The sequence below is a fragment of the Clostridium sp. NSJ-49 genome, assembly GCF_014287725.1.
Classification (GTDB): Bacteria; Bacillota; Clostridia; order Clostridiales; family Clostridiaceae; genus Clostridium; species Clostridium disporicum_B.
Genome location: NZ_JACOOP010000060.1, coordinates 1 through 19,416 on the forward strand (window position 1 = coordinate 1; position 19,416 = coordinate 19,416).

Sequence of the window (19,416 nt, forward strand, 5' to 3'; positions counted from 1 at the left end):
AGAAATGGTATATTATTGCATGAAAAGAAAATAGCGTAAAGGTATATTTTTACAGAGAATAGGAGGTTTATAACCTCCTATTTGTCGTGTCAAAAAACTTGTTCATTTAGAAATAATTTCATATAAATATATGAATAAAAAATAAAAAGACCGTCTACTGAAATGATTTTAAAAATCATTTCAGAGACAGCCCCTTTTTTGTTGATTACAGAGAATTAAATAAAAGAGAGATAAATGCACAAATTTATAATTTTATTGATATGTTAATTTTAAAATCTAATTAACTGATAAAAGATAAGCACTTAGAACTAATAATTTATATGCCTAATGAGTTTAGTATTTATAGGTAAGAAGGATGCGAAAGAGAAGAGTAATATTAATAAGAAGCTATTAAATATGAATATTATCTCTGTATATTTGGAATAAATTAACTAGTAATTTTTTAACTTTATAATTATAATTATAATTATAATTATTATGGTTTTTAGAGAATTTTTATATAATTATAATATATTTAAACAAAAGTTAAAACTAATAGATATATGGAGGATATTTAAATGAACAAAAGAAACATAGCACTTCCTCCGATAGGAATGCGAATTATTAAATCTTCGATAGGAGTATTGCTAGGATTCATTATTTATTTTTTAAGAGGGAAGCAAGGGACACCTTTTTATACAGCATTGTCTGTATTGTGGTGTATGCAACCTTATAGTAGCAATGCAAAGGCTAACGCTATACAAAGAACTATAGGAACTTTTATAGGAGCTGCTTATGGATTGATAATGATATTAGTTGAGTTATATGTTATACCCTTTGATAATGAGCTTTTTAGATATATAACAATATCATTACTAATAATTCCAATTATTTACACCACAGTTATATTTAATAAGAAAAATGCTTCGTATTTTTCCTGTGTCGTATTTTTAAGTATAGTAGTTAACCATCTTAAAGATAAAAATCCATATTTATTTGTATTTAATAGAATGATGGATACTATGATTGGTATTGGTTTAGCACTTATCATAAATACATTTGAGCTACCGAGGAAAAGAAGGAATGATTTACTTTTTGTAGCCGAATTAGATAAAGTATTATTAAATATGAAAGAAACTTTAACTTCATATAGTAAGATTGAGTTAAATAAAATGCTTGATGATGGAGTTAAGTTAACAATTGCAACTATGAAAACTCCAGGAGCATTAGTTACATCATTACAAGATATAAGATTAAATTTACCTGTTATAGCTATGGATGGAGCTATATTATTTGATATGAAAGAAAATAAATACTTAAAAGTGTATGAAATGACTCATGAAGAAACTAAGAAACTTGTAGATTTAATTCAGGCTAGAAATATGCATTGCTTTATAAATACAGTAGTAGAAGATTCTGTTATGATTTATTATGGGGATTTTAAAAATCCGGTGGAAAGTGATATATATAATAACTTAAGGTCGTCTCCTTACCGTAATTATATAAAAGAGGAATTACCAGATAGATATGGAGCAGTTTATTTAATGCTTATTGATGAGACTGAAAAAATAGAATCTTTATATGAAGAATTAGAAAGGTTAGGATATACAAAAGAGTTTAAAGTTTTAAAATATGATTCTGATGATTATCCAGGATATACTTATATTAAGATTTATAATAAAAAAGCTATTAAGGAAAATATGATTAAGTATGTTCAAAGCTTAACAGATGCAAAAAGTACACTAGTCTTTGAAAAAGATAATGAAGTTTTTCAAAATTATATAAGTAAAAATGATCCTAATGAAGTAGTTAAAAAGCTAAGAAAAATTTATAGACCTTATTTTTGGCACAAGTATTAAAAGAAGGAGGCAAATTTATGCCTCCATTAATTATATAATTATTTTTTATAACCGTTACCTGCACCAGTTTCTTCTTTTATTTCATGAAGATTTAATTTCTTATCATGTTTATGGACTACTTCATGAATCTTTTCGCTTTTATGTTTTGTCATAGGAATGCCTCCTTAAAAATATTAATTATTGATGCTTATAACCATTACCAGTACCAGTTTGAGCCTTTATTTTATGTAAGTTTGCTTTACCTTCGATATTACTTACAACATGGTGAATCTTATGAAACTTATTAGTGTTAACAAATGTGTCTTTAATTGGTGAAATTTCAGAAGCACGTTCAGTATTATTATAACCATTACCAGCACCAGTTTGAGCCTTTATAGTATGTAAATTAATTTTCCCTTCAGAATTAGACATTGCTTCTTGAATTTTTTCGCTTTTATGTTTTGTCATAGGAATGCCTCCTTAAAAATATTAATTATTGATGCTTATAACCATTACCAGCACCAGTTTGAGCCTTTATAGTATGTAAATTAATTTTCCCTTCAGAATTAGACATTGCTTCTTGAATTTTTTCGCTTTTACTACTTGCTTCATAAGTATCTTGTATAGGAACCTTAGATTGTTCGCCTGAAGATTTGAATCCATTACCAGCTCCAGTTTCAGCTTTTATTTCATGTAAATTAAGTTTTCTATCATTATCATGAACTACTTGGTGTATCTTTTCACTCTTATGCTTTTTCATATTAACCTCCTAAAAAATAGTATTAGATAAAATATCTATTATTGTTATGTGTTAAACAAGAAAAATGATACCTTGAATTTTATTGTAACCAATTAACAAGCTTTTGAAGTTCATATAAAAAAGAGGTAATAATCAAATATTAAGAATTAGGATTAATATAATTATCTCAATAAAATCATAAAAAAGGATTTATTTTCATGGTATTAATACTTAGACTTTGTAGATAATAGTACTGTACCAAGAGGGCATCAGGTTTTAGGAGGGAATTAATATGAGTGAAAAACACGATTGTTCATGTGCAAGCCAACAAGAAAAAGAAAAGAAAGCCAATAATTGTGGATGTAAACATAATAAAAAAGTCAAGAAAAATGATTAGATAAAGTTAAAAGCTTTTTTAAAAAAACTTATATTTGAGTTTATAAAAGGACAGGTTTAGCAAAAATTAGCTAATTAAAAGTTAAAGTAACGATTGGGAAAATGCGAAGCTGCAAATTTGCTTCGCACTTTTTAATTATATAAAAGATTAACGTTTTAATATTTGTAATTTTTAATATTTGTAATGATGATAGTAAATCATATAATAATACTATAAATAACCATAGTCTATATAAGTTTAAAATAAGAATAATAATTATGGTTATTTAGGAAAAGTAATTTGCTAAAGAATGGTTTTACAATTTAATATAAGCTTATAAGTTATATCAACTAAAAATAAAACAACCCTTATAGTAAGAATAAGGGTTGTTTTTGGTTGCGGGGGCAGGACTTGAACCTACGACCTTTGGGTTATGAGCCCAACGAGCTGCCAACTGCTCCACCCCGCGATATTAAATTGTATGCATTTCATTGATTAACTTATGACCTAAGTATAATGTAGCAAAGCACTAAAGTCAAAGTGATATTATGGCGTATTAAGCCTTAAGATGACAAGAGATACCTTAGAGTCTAAAATACGATAGAATGGTAGAATATAATATTATTATGAAAATATAAGTTTGTATCACACTATATTCCATATATGATAATGATTTATTTACAAGGGTAATTTAATCTTAATTACAAGTAGTCCACTATAATAATTTTAGAATTTATGTGTTATTATGAAGTGGACAAGTTGGTAAAGACGTAAAAGTACATTAGAACTAAAAATGAACTATACATAATAGTTCAAATTATAGGAGGAATGGAAATGAAATCTAAAATAATCGCGCTAGTAATAGCTGGAACTACAATGTTAGGAACTGTATCAGCAAGTGCTGCTACAAGATATTATGACTCAAATAATGGTGGAGCATATAGACATCATTGTAAGCATAAATATCAAAGACCTTGTAAGCCAAGTCAAGATGAAAAACCATCAACAGGAGATGATAATGTAGTAATACCACCAACAGTAGGAGATGATACTACAGTTACGCCACCAACATCAGATGACAATACAGTTGTAACACTACCAGCAGGAGAGGAGAATACAGAAGTTACTCCACCTACAACAGGAGATGATACAACAGTTACACCTCCAACAAATGAAGGAGATGCAGTAACAGATGATACAAATGCATCTGATAAATTTATGGCACAAGTCGAACAAGCTATCTTTAATAAAGTTAATGAAGAAAGAGTGAAGGCTGGTGTAGCACCATTGAGTTATAACACTACAATGGAGAAATATGCAAGAATTAAATCTCAGGATATGGGAGATAATAATTACTTCAGTCATACTGATTTAAATGGTAATTATATAACAGCTCAAATGAAAGCTGATGGGGTCTCATATAATTCATGGGGTGAAAATATAGCATACCTAGGGGGTTATGGTACTGATCCAACAGTATTAGCTAACCAATTTATGACTAACTGGATGAATTCATCAGGTCATAGAAAGAATATACTATCTACAGACTTTACAAGCATTGGAGTAGGAGTATATCAAATTGGAAATAAAGTCTATGCAACTCAAGAGTTTTATAGATAATATTTTAAATTAATTAAGCGTTCTAGATACCAATTTAACATAAATGTACTTTTAAATAGAGCCTATATTAAGTATAGGCTCTATTTTTTTGTTTTAAGAAAGTATATTTTTTAAGAATAATACCTACCAGTAATTTCAGAAACGGTAACTTTAAAGAATTTTATATTAGAAGTATCTATATATGAAAAATTTGTTATGCAATTATATTTATTTTTGAATTTTTCAATTATAGATATTTTTTCTTTAATATCATTAATAACAGTTGTAGTTCCATTTGCTATTATGGTTTTATAACTTTCTACTTTTCTACAGCGATGATGTTGTAATAAAGTGATACCTGCAATGCCAGTATAATAAATGTTATCAATTTTTTGACTAGTATTGTTACTTATAAAGTAGAATATTAAATTATCATCTGAATAGTCAAAAACATACCACATAGGTACAGATGAGATATTTGTTGTATCAGTTGTAGCTAAATAGCACATTTTCTCTTCGTTTAAAATTGCAATAATATCTTTAGTTGAAAGATTTTTATAATTACAAATATCCATACATGGAATGCTCCTTTTTTATTAAGATAATATGCTATAGTATATGAAAGAAATGCTGAAATTGTATAATAATTATGTAAATAAAAGCAAGTAATATAAGAAATTTTATACTACTTGCTTTTAAAATTATAAAAATAAAGCATCTTTATATTTTCTATTATAGATATAGTACTCCTTAAGTAAGGTAATAAAAACTTTCTTTAGTTCTAATAATTTATGCATACTATCAATTATATAAATTAATAGATTTTCCCACATAGGATTTTTTAAATAATTATCATCATATATATATATATAATAAATAATTTATATATTATATTAGCTAAATCATTGTTTATATGTTCTAAGGATTGGGCATTTTGAAGTTCATTGATTGATTCTTTTAATAAAGTTTTATTATTTAATGAAAAATATATTAAAGATTTAGTTATACTATCAGGAACTAACATTCTATGATCAACAAGTCCAGTATTATTTTTTAAATAATTTAATGAAGTAGAGTATTCTTTTAATCTATAGTATGCCCATGAAATTATTGAGTTTAAATGTTCAATAAAATATCTATTCTTAAGCTTTTCAGCAATACTTAATGATATTTTTAAGTAAGTAATGGCATCACTATAGTTATCTAGCATAAAATGAACTTCAGCAATTTTTTCATAGCAAGACATAATACTTATAATGTTTCCTTCTGTTACATAAAAGTCTAAAGCTTTCTTTATGCAATCGTATGACTTTATTGGATTATTTTCTATTCTGTAAGCATAAGATAGCCAGTAATAACAATGACCATTATCTTTATAAGTTAAAGCTTCTTCTATAAATTCTTTTCCAATAGATTTATTATCTGAAAGATTTAAAGTATCTACACCTACGTAAAAGTTATATAGAAACTTTTGTTGTGGAGATAGTAATTCAAAGGATGAATGAAGTAACTCTTTTGAACTTTCAAATTTTTCTCTATTTGGAGTGGAACAGTATCTTGCAAGCTTAGCTAAAAAATAATCTATAACAAGAGGGGATGTAATATAATCATTTTCCTGAGACTCTAATTCGTTGAAAATCTCATTTGTCAAATCAAATTCATTAAAATGAAGACTTTCAAAAAAAAGTTTTAAACGATTAATCCCTTTTTCCAGAAATTCTTTGGAATCATTAAATGTTAATCCAAGCCTATTAAATATAATAGATATTACTTCTTCACTTGGAATTAAATCACCATTTTCTATACGACTTAAATAAGAAGCAACACAAACTCCTTTTGATAAAGTTTTTTGACTTATATTTTGATTTAGTCTATTAAGCTTAATTATAGAGCCAATTATTTTTTTATTATCTTTATATTTGTAAAAGTCCATAGTAAAACTCCTTTAATATGTTGTCGTATAATAATTATAAATTAAAATGGTAAAAATTTAAAGCGAAGAGAGGAGTTTAAAATGTAAAAAAAGTATATATTTTCATAAAAAGTGTGAAATTTGACGTTGAAAAAGTTTGCTTAAACTAAAAAAAATAACCACAATTTTACACAATTATTATCTGTACAATCTATTGACTAAAATTGCCAGACTGATATAATAAAAGTGTAACCAAAAACATGATAAAGTTTACATTAAGGTTATATATTATTTTTCGACAAAAATGGAAACGGTACCGTAAAATTTTTAGGGTGAAATTTAACGGTATTAAATATAGGACAGGCCGTTTGTATTAATTCCTAAAAACGATTTAGTAAGTATTAAAAAAGTATTTAAGTTTTACAACTTTAAATAAATTAGTAATTAAAAGTGGAGGAGAATTAATTATGAAGAAATTATTAGTTACTTTACTTGTAGCAGCTACTACATTAAATTTAGTAGCATGTGGTTCAAGTAATAAAGGTGGACAAACATCAGAAGGTGGAACTAACGAAACTACTGGTAACGATGCCAAAGTTGAATTAACTGTTCAAGTAGAAGAAGGATGGGTACCTTACTATGAACAAGTTAAAGAAACGGTTATAGGAAAATATCCAAATGCTGATATTAAGTTTATAACAACAGGATCTTTTGATCACTTAGATGTATTAGACCAATCAGATCCAACAAACCCAGACGTTGCTGACGTATTTGCTTTACCAGCAGATAGATTATATGGACTAGCTAACAACAACGCTTTAGCTGCTATAGATGCTGAAACTATGGCTAACAATGTAGGTGGATTTAAAGATTTCAAAGGTGGACTAGGTGGAAACTTCTACGTTGATGGAGAATATTTAGCTTTCCCTTATAACATAGAAACATTAATAGGATATGTAAATGTTGCCAATGCAGAAGCAGCTGGAATAGATTTTAGCAAATCTATAGAATTAACTTCTGTAGAAGCTGATCAAATATTAACAACTGTACATGATTGTTGGTTTGGAGTTGCTTTTGCTAACTCAGCTGAATTAGAATTATTAGGACATAATGATGCTGGTGAGTTATATTCAGATGCTACTAAAGAATGGTCTGAATTAACTGAAGATCAACAAAAATTATTCACAGCTTTATATGATTATTGGAAATTCCATGATACAAACAAAACTGACCTTTGGGATAAAGAAGCAGCTGGTGGATATATTGAAGAGCAATTCAAAACTGGTGGAACTGACGTTATAAAAATCGATGGACCTTGGGCAACTACAAGTGTTAAAGATTTAGTTGGAGATGCTTCAAACTTAGAAGTTATTCCTCTAACAAATATAACTGTTAACGGAAATCCATTAACTCACTGGAAAGGTGGATGGGGACTTGGTGTAAATGCAAGAGTTGAAGAAGATGCTGATAAGATGGCAGTAGCTCAAGCATTTATTGAAGAAATAGTTAACCCTGCAAATGCTCAAGAATTATTCAAGTATACTGGTAAGATATTAGAAAATGTTGAACCTTCTGCTTATGAAGGAATCGATGAATTAGAAAAGAAAGTTATTGATGCAACTTATGCTGGATATGAAAAAGCTGAAAACAGACCTCTATTCACTGAATGGGGTAGCGTATGGGATTCTTGGCAAAATGCTTTATTATCATGGTCATCAACTCAACCAAAAGATGCTGAAGCAGCATATAACGAAGTTAAAGCTTCATTCGAAGCAATGATGTCAAGCTTCTAAGTGAGATTCTAAATCTATGATTTAATTAATCGAACTTACTCATTCGAACGTAAATGAGAAGGAGTTTGCGATATCAAATTTTATAATTATAAATAATAACTAGAAGTGTAGGGGACATAGTCCCCTTTTCTTGTAAAAAGGAGGCCACATGAGAGATCAAATAGAGATGACGAGGGGTGTATTTTATTCATTAGTGGGAATATGTGCACTAATTATATTTTCAATCTCATTAGAAGCAATATTTAAAGTAAAAGACACAGCATTTTTTGATATGTGGTTATCGAATCCAAACTTAAATACGGCTATGATAGGAGAAACTAGTGAAGAGTTATATCAAACATATTTAACTATGTGTATGTCTTCGTTTTTTGTTAAGATAATAACTCCGATAGGACTAGCTATACATAGTTACATTACACTGACAAAGTTAAGGGTAAATAAGTTATATGTAGTAATATGGACCGTATTATTAATAGGATCCTTTGGATTCTCAATTATAGGTGAATCTTGGTATTCAATGTTTTTTATAGTAAGTAGCATAGGCTATATTGCTTTAATTTTAATGATGATTTATTTAGGCAAATGTATTTATAACGTAAGAGGACTCTAAAATTAGAGGTAATTGAGAAATCATTAAAGTAGGGGGAAAAAGCTTGAAAAAGTTTGATATGTATTTATATGATCATTTAGACCGTGAATATGATAGAAAAAACTTATACTTGTACGAAGTTGCATCTCTTCAATATGAGATAGAAGGTGTGAAGGGTAATGAAAAAGAAGAATTAAAAAAGAAATTGAATGAGTTAGTAAAAGGAAAAGCGGAGCATCCATATATTAAAAAATTAAATGAATATAAAAGTAGAGAAAAATCTTTCTTAGAAGAAACTAATAAGAAAGTTGCTGAATATAGAGGAAAGGTAGATAGCTCTTTACCAAAAAAAGTACAAAATTTAGAGGTAAGATTATTTAAAGCTAAACAATTGGTTACTTTTTATGAAAAGTATGTAGATTTAACATATGATGCTGAACTTTTATACGAACAAAATAAAATGGAGATTGCACAAATACCTCATATATTAGATTTTGCAAAAGAAACTTATAAAGAGTTAGTTGAAGCTCAGGCTAAGAAAGCTAATATAAATTCAGAAAAAGATTCTAAATTTCAAAAAGAATTTAAGAATTTCAAAATTGAAGAAAAGAAAAACTTACATGATAGAATTAGTGAGGTAAAAGCAAAACAAAAAGAAGGTTTAATATCAAAACAAGCAAAAGAAAATACTATAAAGGAACTTAAAAGAAAATATAGAGAATCTGTTATGGTAAAATCTTTTGAATGTGAAAAAACTTATAATGAAGAAGTTATAAAAAATAAAAGATATGAACTTAGTAAAACATTAAAACAAAAAATTAATACTGTAAATGTGAATGTATCTGATCTTAGAAGAGTTTATCCTATAGAGATAGAAAAGAAGATTCCATGGAAATCATATGTAACTATTTTATTCCCAGGATTGGGACAATTACTTAATAAGCAGTATATAAAATCGATAATAATGTTCTTAGGTAGCATTTATATATACACAATGGCTATTCCATATGCATTAGGTTATGGTAACTATAAAGGAGAGGGAATTGCAGGATTAATAACGTTAGCGGAAGGTGCAGGAAAGCTTGATAGATCAATAATCTTTATGATTGAAGGTATACTTGCAATAACTTTAATCGTATTAGCATTAGTATTACTATTATTATCTTTTAAAGATGTTAATAAAGTTGAAAAAGAAGAAATAAGGGGAATAAGAACAAGGACTTGGATAGAAACTAAGCAAAGTTTACTTGAAGATGGATTCCCATATATGGTATCAGCACCGGCATTAGTTGTTACAATATTTATGGTATTTATACCAGTAGCAACTACAATACTTTTATCATTTACAGGAATGGATCCAAAGCATCAAGCTAAATTTGGATGGGAAGGTCTAAGTAACTATAAGATGATTGCTTTAGGACAAGGACTAGCAGGATCAGTATTCTGGAAGATTCTTGGATGGACAATAATTTGGACTTTAGTTGCTACTACATTAGCAATAGCTTTAGGATTTATTCTAGCTATAGTTCTTAACAATGATAGAATAAAAGGTAAAACATTATTTAGAACAATATATCTACTACCTTGGGCTGTACCAGCATTTATAACAATAACATTCTTTAGTATATTATCATCTCCAAATGGAGCATTAACACAGGCTCTACAAAGTATTTTTGGAGAAGGATTATCAATAAAAAATAACACATTTGTAGCTAGGTCAGTACTTATTTGTATACAAGCATGGCTTGGAAGTGCTTATGTTTTCTTATTATCAACAGGAGTTCTTCAATCTATAAATAAAGAACTTTATGAGGCTGCTGATATAGATGGAGCTACAAGCTTTAAGAAATTATCAAAGATTACGATACCATTAGTATTATTCCAAACAGCTCCACTTTTAGTTGGGCAATATACATTTAACTTTAACAACTTCTCAATCATATGGTTATTTAATAATGGTGGACCATTTAATCCATCGGTATATGGAAACTTAGCAGGTTCTACAGACCTTCTAATTTCATACATCTATAAGCTGACTTTAGAAAATCAATATCAAGCTTTAGGTGCTGCTATAACTATGATAGTTTCTATAGCTCTTATAATAATAGCTTATATTGGATATAGAAATACGGAAGTATTTAAAAAGGAGTAAGGGGGTAACGGTATGTTAGAAACAAACAATGTTAAACAGAAAAGTTCATTAAAGAAGAAAAAGAAAAGCAATCTTTATCTTTCAGATAAACAACCTCTTACTTTAGGAGGGAAAATTGCTCTAGGAATATCTTACGTATTCTTAATAGGTTGGGCATTAGCTGTAATATGGCCAATATTGCAAATTATAATATCTTCATTTAATGGTGAGCAAGGAAAAAGGTTAAATCTTAATGCTGGATTTAGTTTTTCTCTAAAACACTTCCAACATCTATTTGAAAATACAATGTATTTAAAATGGATGGGTAATACAATATTTATAAGTGTTGTAACTGCTATATTAGTAGTATTAATTGTTTCATTTACAGGATACGCTTATTCAAGATATAGATTTAAGGGTAAGAAAGTATCTCTTATGACAATAATGCTTATACAAACAATACCACAATTCGTTGGTATAACGGCATATTTTACTATGTACTCAATCGCATCTGATATGGTTCCAGCCTTTACTAGACAGATGATGCTTATACTTATATATGCAGGTACAGGGATTGCAGGGAATACAATTATCTTAAAGGGATATCTAGATTCTATTTCAACTGAATTAGATGACGCAGCAAAAATTGATGGATGTTCTAGTATGAAAATATATAGACTTATAATAATGCCTATAGCAAGACCAATGTTAGCAATTATTGCATTATGGTCATTTATAGGACCATTTATGGATGTTCTACTATCAAAAGTTTTATTAACTACACCTGAAGATTATACATTGTCAGTAGGATTATATACGTTAGTAAACGATGAGCGTACAATTAACCAACCAGCCTTTGCAGCAGGAGCTCTTTTAGCGGCTGTGCCAATAGTAATACTGTTTATTGCATTACAAAAACAACTAGTATCAGGTCTTTCAAATGGTGCTACAAAAGGATAGGATAGGAGTGGGTAGATATGAAGGTAACATTAAATAATATAGGTAAAAAATACGAAAGTAGAGAAGATTTTACTTTAAGAAATATAAATTTAGAAATTGAAGATAAGGATTTCTGTGTAATCTTAGGACCATCAGGATGTGGTAAGACTACATTATTAAGAATGATTGCAGGACTTAACTCTATTACAGAAGGAGATCTTTTATTTGGAGAAAAAAGAGTTAATAAATTAGCATCTAAAGATAGAGATATAGCAATGGTTTTCCAAAGCTATGCATTATATCCTCACATGACTGTTTATGATAATATGGCATTTTCTTTATCAATGAGAAAAGAAAGAAAAAATGTAATAAATGAACGTGTTATGGAAGCAGCAAAATTATTACAAATAGAAAATTATTTATATTCAAAGCCTTCCGATATATCTGGTGGTCAAAGACAAAGAGTTGCATTAGGAAGAGCTATAGTTAGAAAACCAAGCGTATTCTTAATGGATGAGCCTCTTTCTAACTTAGATGCTAAGTTAAGAGAGCATATGAGAATTGAGCTTGTTAGAATTCACAAGCAATTAGGAACTACAAGTATCTACGTTACTCATGACCAAGTTGAAGCTATGACAATGGCAACTAAGATAGTTCTTATGAATGATGGTAAGATTCAACAAGTTGGTAAGCCATATGAATTCTATGAAAAGCCACAAAATATGTTTGTAGCTAGATTTATTGGTTCTCCAACAATAAATATGATAAAAGGTAAGATGGATGGTAAGAAATTTATTTCAGAAGATGGTCTTATATCTGTAACTCCATCAGAAAAGGATTTAAAAGCTTTAGCTAACCATATAGGTAAAGAAGTTTATTTAGGAATTCGTTCAGAAAGATTTGTAAGCGGAGAGGCTAAAGATAAATTTGAAGGAACAATAGATGTAATAGAAGTATTAGGAAAAGAAAAGACTTTATTTGTTAAATTAAAGAGTGGAAAAGATATGGTTATAACAGTTCCAGGACATTATCAATATGAAGCTGGAGAAAATCATACATTTGGATTTGACTTAGAAGCTTTACATTTCTTTGACGCTGAAACTGAAGAAAGAATTAACTAAAAGTGCGAGCTTAGCTCGCACTTTATTTATATTTCATATATAATATTAAGCCCTAATTTTTTAGCATATTCATACGCTTGATCCATACATGAATCCCACATAAATTTAGGGTCGTGGCAGTCAGAGTTTATTATAACTTTCAAATTAGTTTTAGCAACTTTTTCCCAAAACTTATTATGTGGATAAGGATATCTATCTATATCAGGAAATGACATTATTCCTTTTCTGAAGCCATTTGCATTAAGTTCAAGTATAGTATCATGCTTTATTGCACTTTCTATGATTATTTCACATGCTCTATCACAATTTTCATCCCATGCTAGATTATTTATAAATATAAGATCAGGATGGGCTAAGAATTTAAAAAAGTTAGTTTCTAATGCTTTAGAAATTGATAGTGCATAGTCGACATAGGAATCAGTAGAATTTAATGAGAAAGTATGTAATAATTCACCTTTAGATAAGAATACATGTTGTCCTAAGATTAAGTAATCAAGGCTTAAGTAATTTAAGAGATAATTGTAGTAACTATAGACTGATTCATCATATTCTATTTCTAAACCTATTAGAATTTTAATTTTATTTCTATATTTTATTTGCAAATATCTAATAGTATCGATATAGTCTTGAAGTTCTAAATAATCCATTCTAGTATCTTTAGTTAAATTTAATCTATCATCAGGATATGGAGCGTGATCGCTAAATCCCAGTATATTTAATTTATTTTCTAAAGCAGAATTTAAGTAATCTAATTCAGTTCCAATAGCATGTCCACATCTATATGTGTGAGTATGATAATTTACTTTATGCATAATATAAATCTCCTAAAAATAATTTATTATAATATAATTTTATAAATATATTATATAAAAGTAAATAAAATAAACCTCACATAATAATGTAAGGTTTATGGTTGCGGGGGAAGGACTTGAACCTCCGACCTTCGGGTTATGAGCCCGGCGAGCTACCTACTGCTCCACCCCGCGATATTAAATATTACGATTTTAAAAATAAGAATTTGAAATCTTTATATTATAGTATACTCATAAAACGTAATAATATTCCATACAATCTGAAATTTATTTATAATTTGATTAAAAAAATATGTTAGTAATTTTAATAGAAATTAAACTAGAAAGTAATTATAGCAATAAATATAGAATATATATATTGTAAAGGTATACAAAAAGGAGTTGGAGGGGTCAAAATGAAAATAAAAATTGAATCACTATTAATAGATAAGGATAATAGCATAGCAGAAAGAATAGGAAGTGATAATGCTTTTATGGTGAGAGATTTAAAATTTAACGTAGATCCAAAAAGTTTAGAAGTAACTAATGAAGATCCTGAAATATTAAAATGCCTTAAGTACTATATTAATGAAAATAAGAATTTAATAGATTATTTAGAAGTAAGAGAACTCATAGACACAAGTAATATTATATGTACTAACTTCTGGAATGAAGAAGAATTTAATCGTACATGCAAATTTGAATTTAGAGATTACTTTAATTTAGAAGAGTGTAAATATGTTTATATAAATTAGAAGGAAAGTGCGAGCTTTAGCTCGCACTTTTTTTATCCTGCCATTGAAAAAATAATTCCAATAACTGCTGAAGCTGCAATAAATACTACTGGATGTAGTTTTTTTGTAGCTTTTATTTTATTAGTAAGTATAAAAAGTATTATAGCTAGTAAAATTGCTCCAAAATTAAATAGGTCTAATATTGAGCCAGTAGCTTTAAATTTATCAGAATTTGTTAATGATAGCATTATTACAGGTACACCAGCAGCAGCTATTAATGCTGTAGAAGTTGGTCTTAAAGAGTAAAATATTGATTTAACTATATGGCTATCTTTAAACTTAGATAAGAACTTAGCTATAATAAGAATTACTATTATAGATGGAGCTATAAGTCCTAAAGTAGCTATTACAGAACCAAGAGGTCCTGCAGAAGTAAAACCAACATATGTAGCCATATTTACACCGATTGGTCCAGGAGTTGATTCAGATACTGCTATCATATCTACAAGTTGAGCTTGCGTAAACCAACCAGTCTTTAAAGCCATAGCATCTAAAAATGGAAGAGTAGCCATACCACCACCAACGGCAAAAAGGCCCGTCTTAAAGAATTCATAAAAAAGCATTAAATAAATCATTTATTTTCCCTCCATTTAAGTATTACTCCAGCTATACCAGCGAAAAGGACAAATACTATAGGTGATAAATTTGTAAAAATAGCTGCAATAAAAATTATAAAGAAAATTATTGTTGTAGCTATATCTATAACAGAACTTTTCCAAAGCTTGATTACAGCATTGATAATAAGTACACTTACACATATACGTATTCCGGCAAAAGCATTTTTAACAATGGCTAAATCAGCGAAGTTTTGAAGAAATGCTGCGATTAGAGTGATTATTATTAAAGAAGGAAAAACAACTCCAAGTGTAGCTACAATACCTCCGATATTACCAGCACATTTTTGTCCTATAAAGGTAGCTGTATTAACTGCAATTATTCCAGGAGTGCATTGGCTAATAGCATAATAATCCATTATTTCTTCATTAGTTACCCATTTTCTTTTTTCTACTACCTCACGTTGCAAAATTGGTAGCATTGCATAACCACCACCAAAGGTAAGCCCACCAATCCTAGCAAATGTGAAGAATAAATCTAATAATTGTTTCATTATTTATAATTCTCCTTATTTAAAAATACTTGATTATATTACCAAGTTTTTATACTTAGATGGTATAATAAAGATATACTAAATTATAATAGCACTTTTTTTTATATATTTAAATATTAATAAATTATGAATTATTTAAGGGGGGACATCATGTTTGAAATGGGAATGTTTAATATAATGTCATTTATATTTCCAATATTTTTTATAGTATTTTTTGCAATGTTTATTTTTATAATAGTTAGCAATATAAAAGAATGGAGTAATAATAATAAACAACCAATTATACCAGTAGCTTCAACTATTATCTCAAAGAGGATTAATGTATCTCATCACCATCATGGAGAGACACATACTACCTCAAGAAGTACAACATATTATACAACTTTTCAATTTGATAATGGTGAAAGACTTGAGCTAAAAGTATCAGGTAAGGAATATGGATTAATGGCTGAAGGAGATAAGGGGATTTTATCTTTTCAAGGAACAAGATTTATTAGTTTTGAAAGAGAGAATAGATATTAAAAAAGAAGCTACATAACGTAGTTTCTTTTTTATTTATCATATATACTTAATGATAATTATTATCATAGTAAAAATGAGAACTTTGTTTGAAAATATCAATATAATATTAAAGAAGTACTAAAAAGGGGATATTACTATGGTGGAAGGAAAAGAAAATAAGTATCATATGATAAAAAAAGTACTAATAATAATATTGATAGCAAATTTTGCAGTATCGGTAGCAAAGATAATTATTGGTTATATAACTAAGAGCTTAAGTTTATCGGCAGATGGTTTTCACTCCTTTTCTGATGGGGCATCAAATATTGTTGGATTAATAAGTATAACTTTAGCTTCAAAACCAATAGATAATGAGCACCCATATGGTCACAAAAAAATAGAAACAATGGCTAGTTTAATAATTGGAGGAATGCTAGTATTTCTTACTTATAATATAGTGGTACAGTCAATACAGAAGTTTTTTAATCAGACAGAAATTACAGTTAGTTTAGAAAGCATTTTAATATTATTATCAACTTTGTGTATTAATATTTTTGTGGCTTATTATGAAAACAAGCAAGGTAAAAAATATAATAGCTCTTTCTTAATAGCAGATTCAATTCACACTAAAAGCGATATTTTTGTATCTATTGGAGTTTTAACTACTTTGATATGTATAAAAATGGGGGTACCTCCAATAATAGATGTTTTTGTATCAATTATTGTTGCTTGCCTTATTTTATATGCTGCCTACGAGATATTTAAGGATGCTTATAATGTGCTTATAGATAGTAAAATTTTGGATGAAGAGAAAGTTAGAGATGTGGTTATGAAGAGCTTCAACAATGTTAAAGATGTTCATAATATAAGATCAAGAGGTGGAAAAGATTATATTTTTCTGGATATGCACATAAAGGTAAATCCTGATTTACAAGTAAGTGAAGTTCACTCTCTTGTTCATAATATCGATAAAGTAATAAAGAAAAAAGATGAGAGGGTTATTGAAACAATAATTCATGTAGAACCATTTAAATGATTTACTAGATAAGTTTACAAGATTATAGTCAGTTTACGCTGAGGTTATGGTTTGACTTCGTCAAAGGTTATTGGGAAGCTTTGGACCCAGGTTATGGATTTGGCGAAGCAACCATCACCATTACATAATGAATCTATCACTTCTACGTGGTTTGTGCATTACTTTCATGAGATGAACCATAACTGTTGAGCTTTAGTAAACAATAGTTTATTATGTTAAATCTTTTTAATATATTTTTAACATTTAATGATAGATAGAAGAGATAAAAAATCTGTAAAATGAAAAGTTTACATAAAAAAGCATTGTTTAACTAGTGTATATAATGGTATTATATACTTGTAAAAAATTATTAATTATCGAGAGGAATAATAATTAAATATGAGTAATTTTGAAATTTTTACAGGAATTTTTGGAGGTTTAGGTTTATTTCTATATGGAATGAAGCTAATGGGAGATGGTCTTGAGAATATGGCTGGGGACAAGCTAAAAAGCATCCTAGAAAAAATAACAAGCAATAGACTTATGGGGGTTTTTGTAGGGACTGTTGTTACAGCTATAATTCAAAGCTCAAGTGCAACTACAGTTATGGTTGTAAGTTTCGTTAATGCTGGTTTAATGTCATTAATGCAAGCTACAGGTGTAATTTTAGGAGCAAATGTTGGGACAACTATCACTGCTCAAATGGTAAGCTTTAAGCTAGATGCAATAGCACCAATATTTATAGGTGTTGGAGCAGTAATAATGCTTGCAGCTAAGAAGAAGAAGACTAAAGATTTAGCGTACATACTTTTAGGGTTTGGTATATTATTCATGGGTATGGGGATGATGTCAGGAGCTATGAAACCTGTATCTAAGCTACCTATATTTGAAGAGTTCATAGTTATAATGGGAAGTAATCCGTTATTAGGAGTACTTGTCGGAGTAATAATGACGGCGATATTACAAAGTTCATCTGCTACAACAGGTATATTAGTTGCTTTAGCAGCTGCTGGAACTATAGATATGAAATTAGCTTTTCCAGTTGTGTTAGGTTGTAATATAGGGACTTGTGTAACTTCTATGATGGCAGCGATAACAGCTAATAGAACAGCTAAAAAAGCAGCTTTATTACATTTAACATTTAAGATTTTAGGAACTATAATATTCCTACCTTTTGCATCACAAGTAGTAAAACTAGTTGGTTATATGACACCAGACAATGTTGGTAGACAAGTAGCCAATGCACATACTATATTTAATTTATCTATAACTATTATAATGTTACCTATTGCAGGGTATGTAGTTAAATTTGTAAATCGTATATTACCTGATAAAGAAGATGAAGAAAAAGAAGGAGCTATTTACCTAGACAAAAAGTTATTAGAGACTCCGGTTGTTGCTAGTGGACAAGTTGTTAAAGAAACTGTAAGAATGGCTGATATAGCAAAAGATAACTTTAAATTAGCTATGAAGGCGTTCTTTGAAGGTAACGAAGAAGATATAAACAAAGTTTATGAAAATGAGAATTTAATTAATATATTAGAAAAAGAGATTACTGAGTATTTAGTAGAGTTATCTCAACATAATTTACCAGAGGAAAATGCTAAATTATTAAGTGAAGCTTATCACTCTATTAATGATATAGAGAGAATAGGGGATCACTGTGAAAATATTGTTGAGCTTGCTTCGGCTAGAGTAAAGAAGAATATTGAAATTACTGATGATGCATTAGAAGAGTTAGAAGAAATCTATAAAGCAACATTAGATGCGTTAGAGATTGCAATAAGTAGTTATGAAAATGAATCAACAGAACATAATTCAATTATCGATAAAGTTGAAGATAGAATAGATTCATTAGAAAAGAAATTTAGAAGCAATAATATTAAGAGATTAAATAGTAAGAGATGTATGGCTGATGCTGGAGTAATGTTATTTGACCTTTTATCTAACCTTGAAAGAATAGGAGATCATGCAAATAATATAGCAACAGCTAAGGAAGTACACAATAATAGATTACACGCTTAATTTAATTAATAGTTAAGAGTTAATGAAGGGGCTGTATCAAAAAAAATTTGATATTTGCCGATAAAGAAAAGGAAGTTCGAATTTGAACTTCCTTTTTTGCGCATAGTAATAATATGAAAAACTTCACAAAAAATGTGATTCCTATGCAACAAATAGGATTTGCATT

The 19,416-nt window shown here is 28.6% G+C and carries 18 protein-coding genes and 2 tRNA genes; 11 read left to right on the plus strand and 9 right to left on the minus strand.

The features are described from left to right. The first annotated feature begins 557 nt into the window (after positions 1-557). Positions 558-1,838 (plus strand): HAD hydrolase family protein, encoded by a 1,281-nt coding sequence (locus tag H8S10_RS15660; RefSeq protein WP_186839511.1) that lies wholly within the window; start codon positions 558-560, stop codon positions 1,836-1,838. A 177-nt stretch (positions 1,839-2,015) separates the two neighbouring features. Here the strand turns inward: H8S10_RS15660 and H8S10_RS15665 are convergent, their stop codons facing one another. The 3 genes from H8S10_RS15665 to H8S10_RS15675 all read right to left on the minus strand — a co-directional run bounded on the left by H8S10_RS15665 (position 2,016) and on the right by H8S10_RS15675 (position 3,401). Continuing rightward, a complete protein-coding gene (locus tag H8S10_RS15665; RefSeq protein WP_186839512.1) occupies positions 2,016-2,285 on the minus strand; it encodes a hypothetical protein in 270 nt (89 codons plus the stop codon). Positions 2,286-2,310: 25 nt separating this feature from the next. Further along, a complete protein-coding gene (locus H8S10_RS15670) occupies positions 2,311-2,577 on the minus strand; it encodes a hypothetical protein (RefSeq protein WP_186839513.1) in 267 nt (88 codons plus the stop codon). Positions 2,578-3,325: 748 nt separating this feature from the next. Further along, positions 3,326-3,401, minus strand: a tRNA-Met gene (locus tag H8S10_RS15675). A 365-nt stretch (positions 3,402-3,766) separates the two neighbouring features. On the opposite strand from H8S10_RS15675, the gene H8S10_RS15680 reads away from it, so the two are divergent. Further along, positions 3,767-4,552 (plus strand): CAP domain-containing protein, encoded by a 786-nt coding sequence (locus H8S10_RS15680; RefSeq protein ID WP_243175892.1) that lies wholly within the window; start codon positions 3,767-3,769, stop codon positions 4,550-4,552. 110 nt (positions 4,553-4,662) lie between these two features. On the opposite strand, the gene H8S10_RS15685 is transcribed toward H8S10_RS15680, so the two are convergent. Together H8S10_RS15685 and H8S10_RS15690 are read right to left on the minus strand one after the other, a co-directional pair. Further along, positions 4,663-5,106 (minus strand): pyridoxamine 5'-phosphate oxidase family protein, encoded by a 444-nt coding sequence (locus H8S10_RS15685; RefSeq protein WP_186839515.1) that lies wholly within the window; start codon positions 5,104-5,106, stop codon positions 4,663-4,665. A 266-nt stretch (positions 5,107-5,372) separates the two neighbouring features. Continuing rightward, complete coding sequence (locus tag H8S10_RS15690; protein ID WP_186839516.1) at positions 5,373-6,464, minus strand: helix-turn-helix transcriptional regulator; 1,092 nt, start codon at positions 6,462-6,464, stop codon at positions 5,373-5,375. A 446-nt stretch (positions 6,465-6,910) separates the two neighbouring features. Between H8S10_RS15690 and H8S10_RS15695 the strand changes: the two genes are divergently transcribed. From H8S10_RS15695 to H8S10_RS15715, 5 genes are all read left to right on the plus strand, one after another. Continuing rightward, positions 6,911-8,236 carry a sugar ABC transporter substrate-binding protein gene (locus tag H8S10_RS15695; protein WP_186839517.1) on the plus strand — a complete coding sequence of 442 codons (1,326 nt, stop codon included), beginning with the start codon at positions 6,911-6,913 and terminating at the stop codon, positions 8,234-8,236. Positions 8,237-8,384: 148 nt separating this feature from the next. Beyond that, the gene (locus H8S10_RS15700; protein WP_186839518.1) at positions 8,385-8,846 is read left to right on the plus strand and encodes a hypothetical protein; all 462 of its coding nucleotides are present in this window, start codon (positions 8,385-8,387) and stop codon (positions 8,844-8,846) included. A 43-nt stretch (positions 8,847-8,889) separates the two neighbouring features. Continuing rightward, the gene (locus H8S10_RS15705; protein ID WP_207731911.1) at positions 8,890-10,977 is read left to right on the plus strand and encodes an ABC transporter permease subunit; all 2,088 of its coding nucleotides are present in this window, start codon (positions 8,890-8,892) and stop codon (positions 10,975-10,977) included. 12 nt (positions 10,978-10,989) lie between these two features. Continuing rightward, entirely contained in the window at positions 10,990-11,916 is a 927-nt protein-coding gene (locus H8S10_RS15710; protein ID WP_186839519.1) for an ABC transporter permease subunit, read from the plus strand. Positions 11,917-11,933: 17 nt separating this feature from the next. After that, positions 11,934-13,016 carry an ABC transporter ATP-binding protein gene (locus H8S10_RS15715; RefSeq protein WP_186839520.1) on the plus strand — a complete coding sequence of 361 codons (1,083 nt, stop codon included), beginning with the start codon at positions 11,934-11,936 and terminating at the stop codon, positions 13,014-13,016. 26 nt (positions 13,017-13,042) lie between these two features. Here the strand turns inward: H8S10_RS15715 and H8S10_RS15720 are convergent, their stop codons facing one another. Together H8S10_RS15720 and H8S10_RS15725 are read right to left on the minus strand one after the other, a co-directional pair. Continuing rightward, positions 13,043-13,828, minus strand: coding sequence for a histidinol-phosphatase (locus tag H8S10_RS15720; protein WP_186839521.1), 786 nt, complete (start codon positions 13,826-13,828; stop codon positions 13,043-13,045). Positions 13,829-13,926: 98 nt separating this feature from the next. Beyond that, positions 13,927-14,002: transfer RNA gene (locus H8S10_RS15725), tRNA-Met, on the minus strand. 221 nt (positions 14,003-14,223) lie between these two features. Between H8S10_RS15725 and H8S10_RS15730 the strand changes: the two genes are divergently transcribed. After that, positions 14,224-14,562, plus strand: a complete 339-nt coding sequence (locus tag H8S10_RS15730) for a hypothetical protein (RefSeq protein ID WP_186839522.1) — start codon at positions 14,224-14,226, stop codon at positions 14,560-14,562. Positions 14,563-14,594: 32 nt separating this feature from the next. Here the strand turns inward: H8S10_RS15730 and H8S10_RS15735 are convergent, their stop codons facing one another. Then, positions 14,595-15,176 carry a chromate transporter gene (locus H8S10_RS15735; RefSeq protein WP_055263938.1) on the minus strand — a complete coding sequence of 194 codons (582 nt, stop codon included), beginning with the start codon at positions 15,174-15,176 and terminating at the stop codon, positions 14,595-14,597. Then, positions 15,173-15,709 (minus strand): chromate transporter, encoded by a 537-nt coding sequence (locus tag H8S10_RS15740; protein WP_186839523.1) that lies wholly within the window; start codon positions 15,707-15,709, stop codon positions 15,173-15,175. The genes H8S10_RS15735 and H8S10_RS15740 overlap by 4 nt, the downstream gene beginning before the upstream one ends. A gap of 150 nt (positions 15,710-15,859) precedes the next feature. On the opposite strand from H8S10_RS15740, the gene H8S10_RS15745 reads away from it, so the two are divergent. From H8S10_RS15745 to H8S10_RS15755, 3 genes are all read left to right on the plus strand, one after another. Beyond that, complete coding sequence (locus tag H8S10_RS15745) at positions 15,860-16,231, plus strand: DUF2500 domain-containing protein (protein ID WP_055263942.1); 372 nt, start codon at positions 15,860-15,862, stop codon at positions 16,229-16,231. Between the two features lie 136 nt (positions 16,232-16,367). Further along, on the plus strand, positions 16,368-17,246 hold the full coding sequence (locus tag H8S10_RS15750) for a cation diffusion facilitator family transporter (protein ID WP_186839524.1): 879 nt from the start codon (positions 16,368-16,370) through the stop codon (positions 17,244-17,246). A gap of 378 nt (positions 17,247-17,624) precedes the next feature. Continuing rightward, on the plus strand, positions 17,625-19,250 hold the full coding sequence (locus H8S10_RS15755; RefSeq protein ID WP_055263946.1) for a Na/Pi cotransporter family protein: 1,626 nt from the start codon (positions 17,625-17,627) through the stop codon (positions 19,248-19,250). Positions 19,251-19,416: the final 166 nt, after the last annotated feature.

Excerpts from the sequence above, each read along its gene's own strand:
- H8S10_RS15750 (WP_186839524.1), top strand. The coding sequence starts at position 16,368 with ATGGTGGAAGGAAAAGAAAATAAGTATCATATGATAAAAAAAGTACTA.
- H8S10_RS15665 (WP_186839512.1), bottom strand. The coding sequence starts at position 2,285 with ATGACAAAACATAAAAGCGAAAAAATTCAAGAAGCAATGTCTAATTCT.
- H8S10_RS15685 (WP_186839515.1), bottom strand. The coding sequence starts at position 5,106 with ATGGATATTTGTAATTATAAAAATCTTTCAACTAAAGATATTATTGCA.
- H8S10_RS15695 (WP_186839517.1), top strand. The coding sequence starts at position 6,911 with ATGAAGAAATTATTAGTTACTTTACTTGTAGCAGCTACTACATTAAAT.
- H8S10_RS15690 (WP_186839516.1), bottom strand. The coding sequence starts at position 6,464 with ATGGACTTTTACAAATATAAAGATAATAAAAAAATAATTGGCTCTATA.
- H8S10_RS15700 (WP_186839518.1), top strand. The coding sequence starts at position 8,385 with ATGAGAGATCAAATAGAGATGACGAGGGGTGTATTTTATTCATTAGTG.
- H8S10_RS15680 (WP_243175892.1), top strand. The coding sequence starts at position 3,767 with ATGAAATCTAAAATAATCGCGCTAGTAATAGCTGGAACTACAATGTTA.
- H8S10_RS15730 (WP_186839522.1), top strand. The coding sequence starts at position 14,224 with ATGAAAATAAAAATTGAATCACTATTAATAGATAAGGATAATAGCATA.
- H8S10_RS15710 (WP_186839519.1), top strand. The coding sequence starts at position 10,990 with ATGTTAGAAACAAACAATGTTAAACAGAAAAGTTCATTAAAGAAGAAA.
- H8S10_RS15670 (WP_186839513.1), bottom strand. The coding sequence starts at position 2,577 with ATGAAAAAGCATAAGAGTGAAAAGATACACCAAGTAGTTCATGATAAT.
- H8S10_RS15735 (WP_055263938.1), bottom strand. The coding sequence starts at position 15,176 with ATGATTTATTTAATGCTTTTTTATGAATTCTTTAAGACGGGCCTTTTT.
- H8S10_RS15720 (WP_186839521.1), bottom strand. The coding sequence starts at position 13,828 with ATGCATAAAGTAAATTATCATACTCACACATATAGATGTGGACATGCT.
- H8S10_RS15660 (WP_186839511.1), top strand. The coding sequence starts at position 558 with ATGAACAAAAGAAACATAGCACTTCCTCCGATAGGAATGCGAATTATT.
- H8S10_RS15745 (WP_055263942.1), top strand. The coding sequence starts at position 15,860 with ATGTTTGAAATGGGAATGTTTAATATAATGTCATTTATATTTCCAATA.
- H8S10_RS15755 (WP_055263946.1), top strand. The coding sequence starts at position 17,625 with ATGAGTAATTTTGAAATTTTTACAGGAATTTTTGGAGGTTTAGGTTTA.
- H8S10_RS15715 (WP_186839520.1), top strand. The coding sequence starts at position 11,934 with ATGAAGGTAACATTAAATAATATAGGTAAAAAATACGAAAGTAGAGAA.
- H8S10_RS15740 (WP_186839523.1), bottom strand. The coding sequence starts at position 15,709 with ATGAAACAATTATTAGATTTATTCTTCACATTTGCTAGGATTGGTGGG.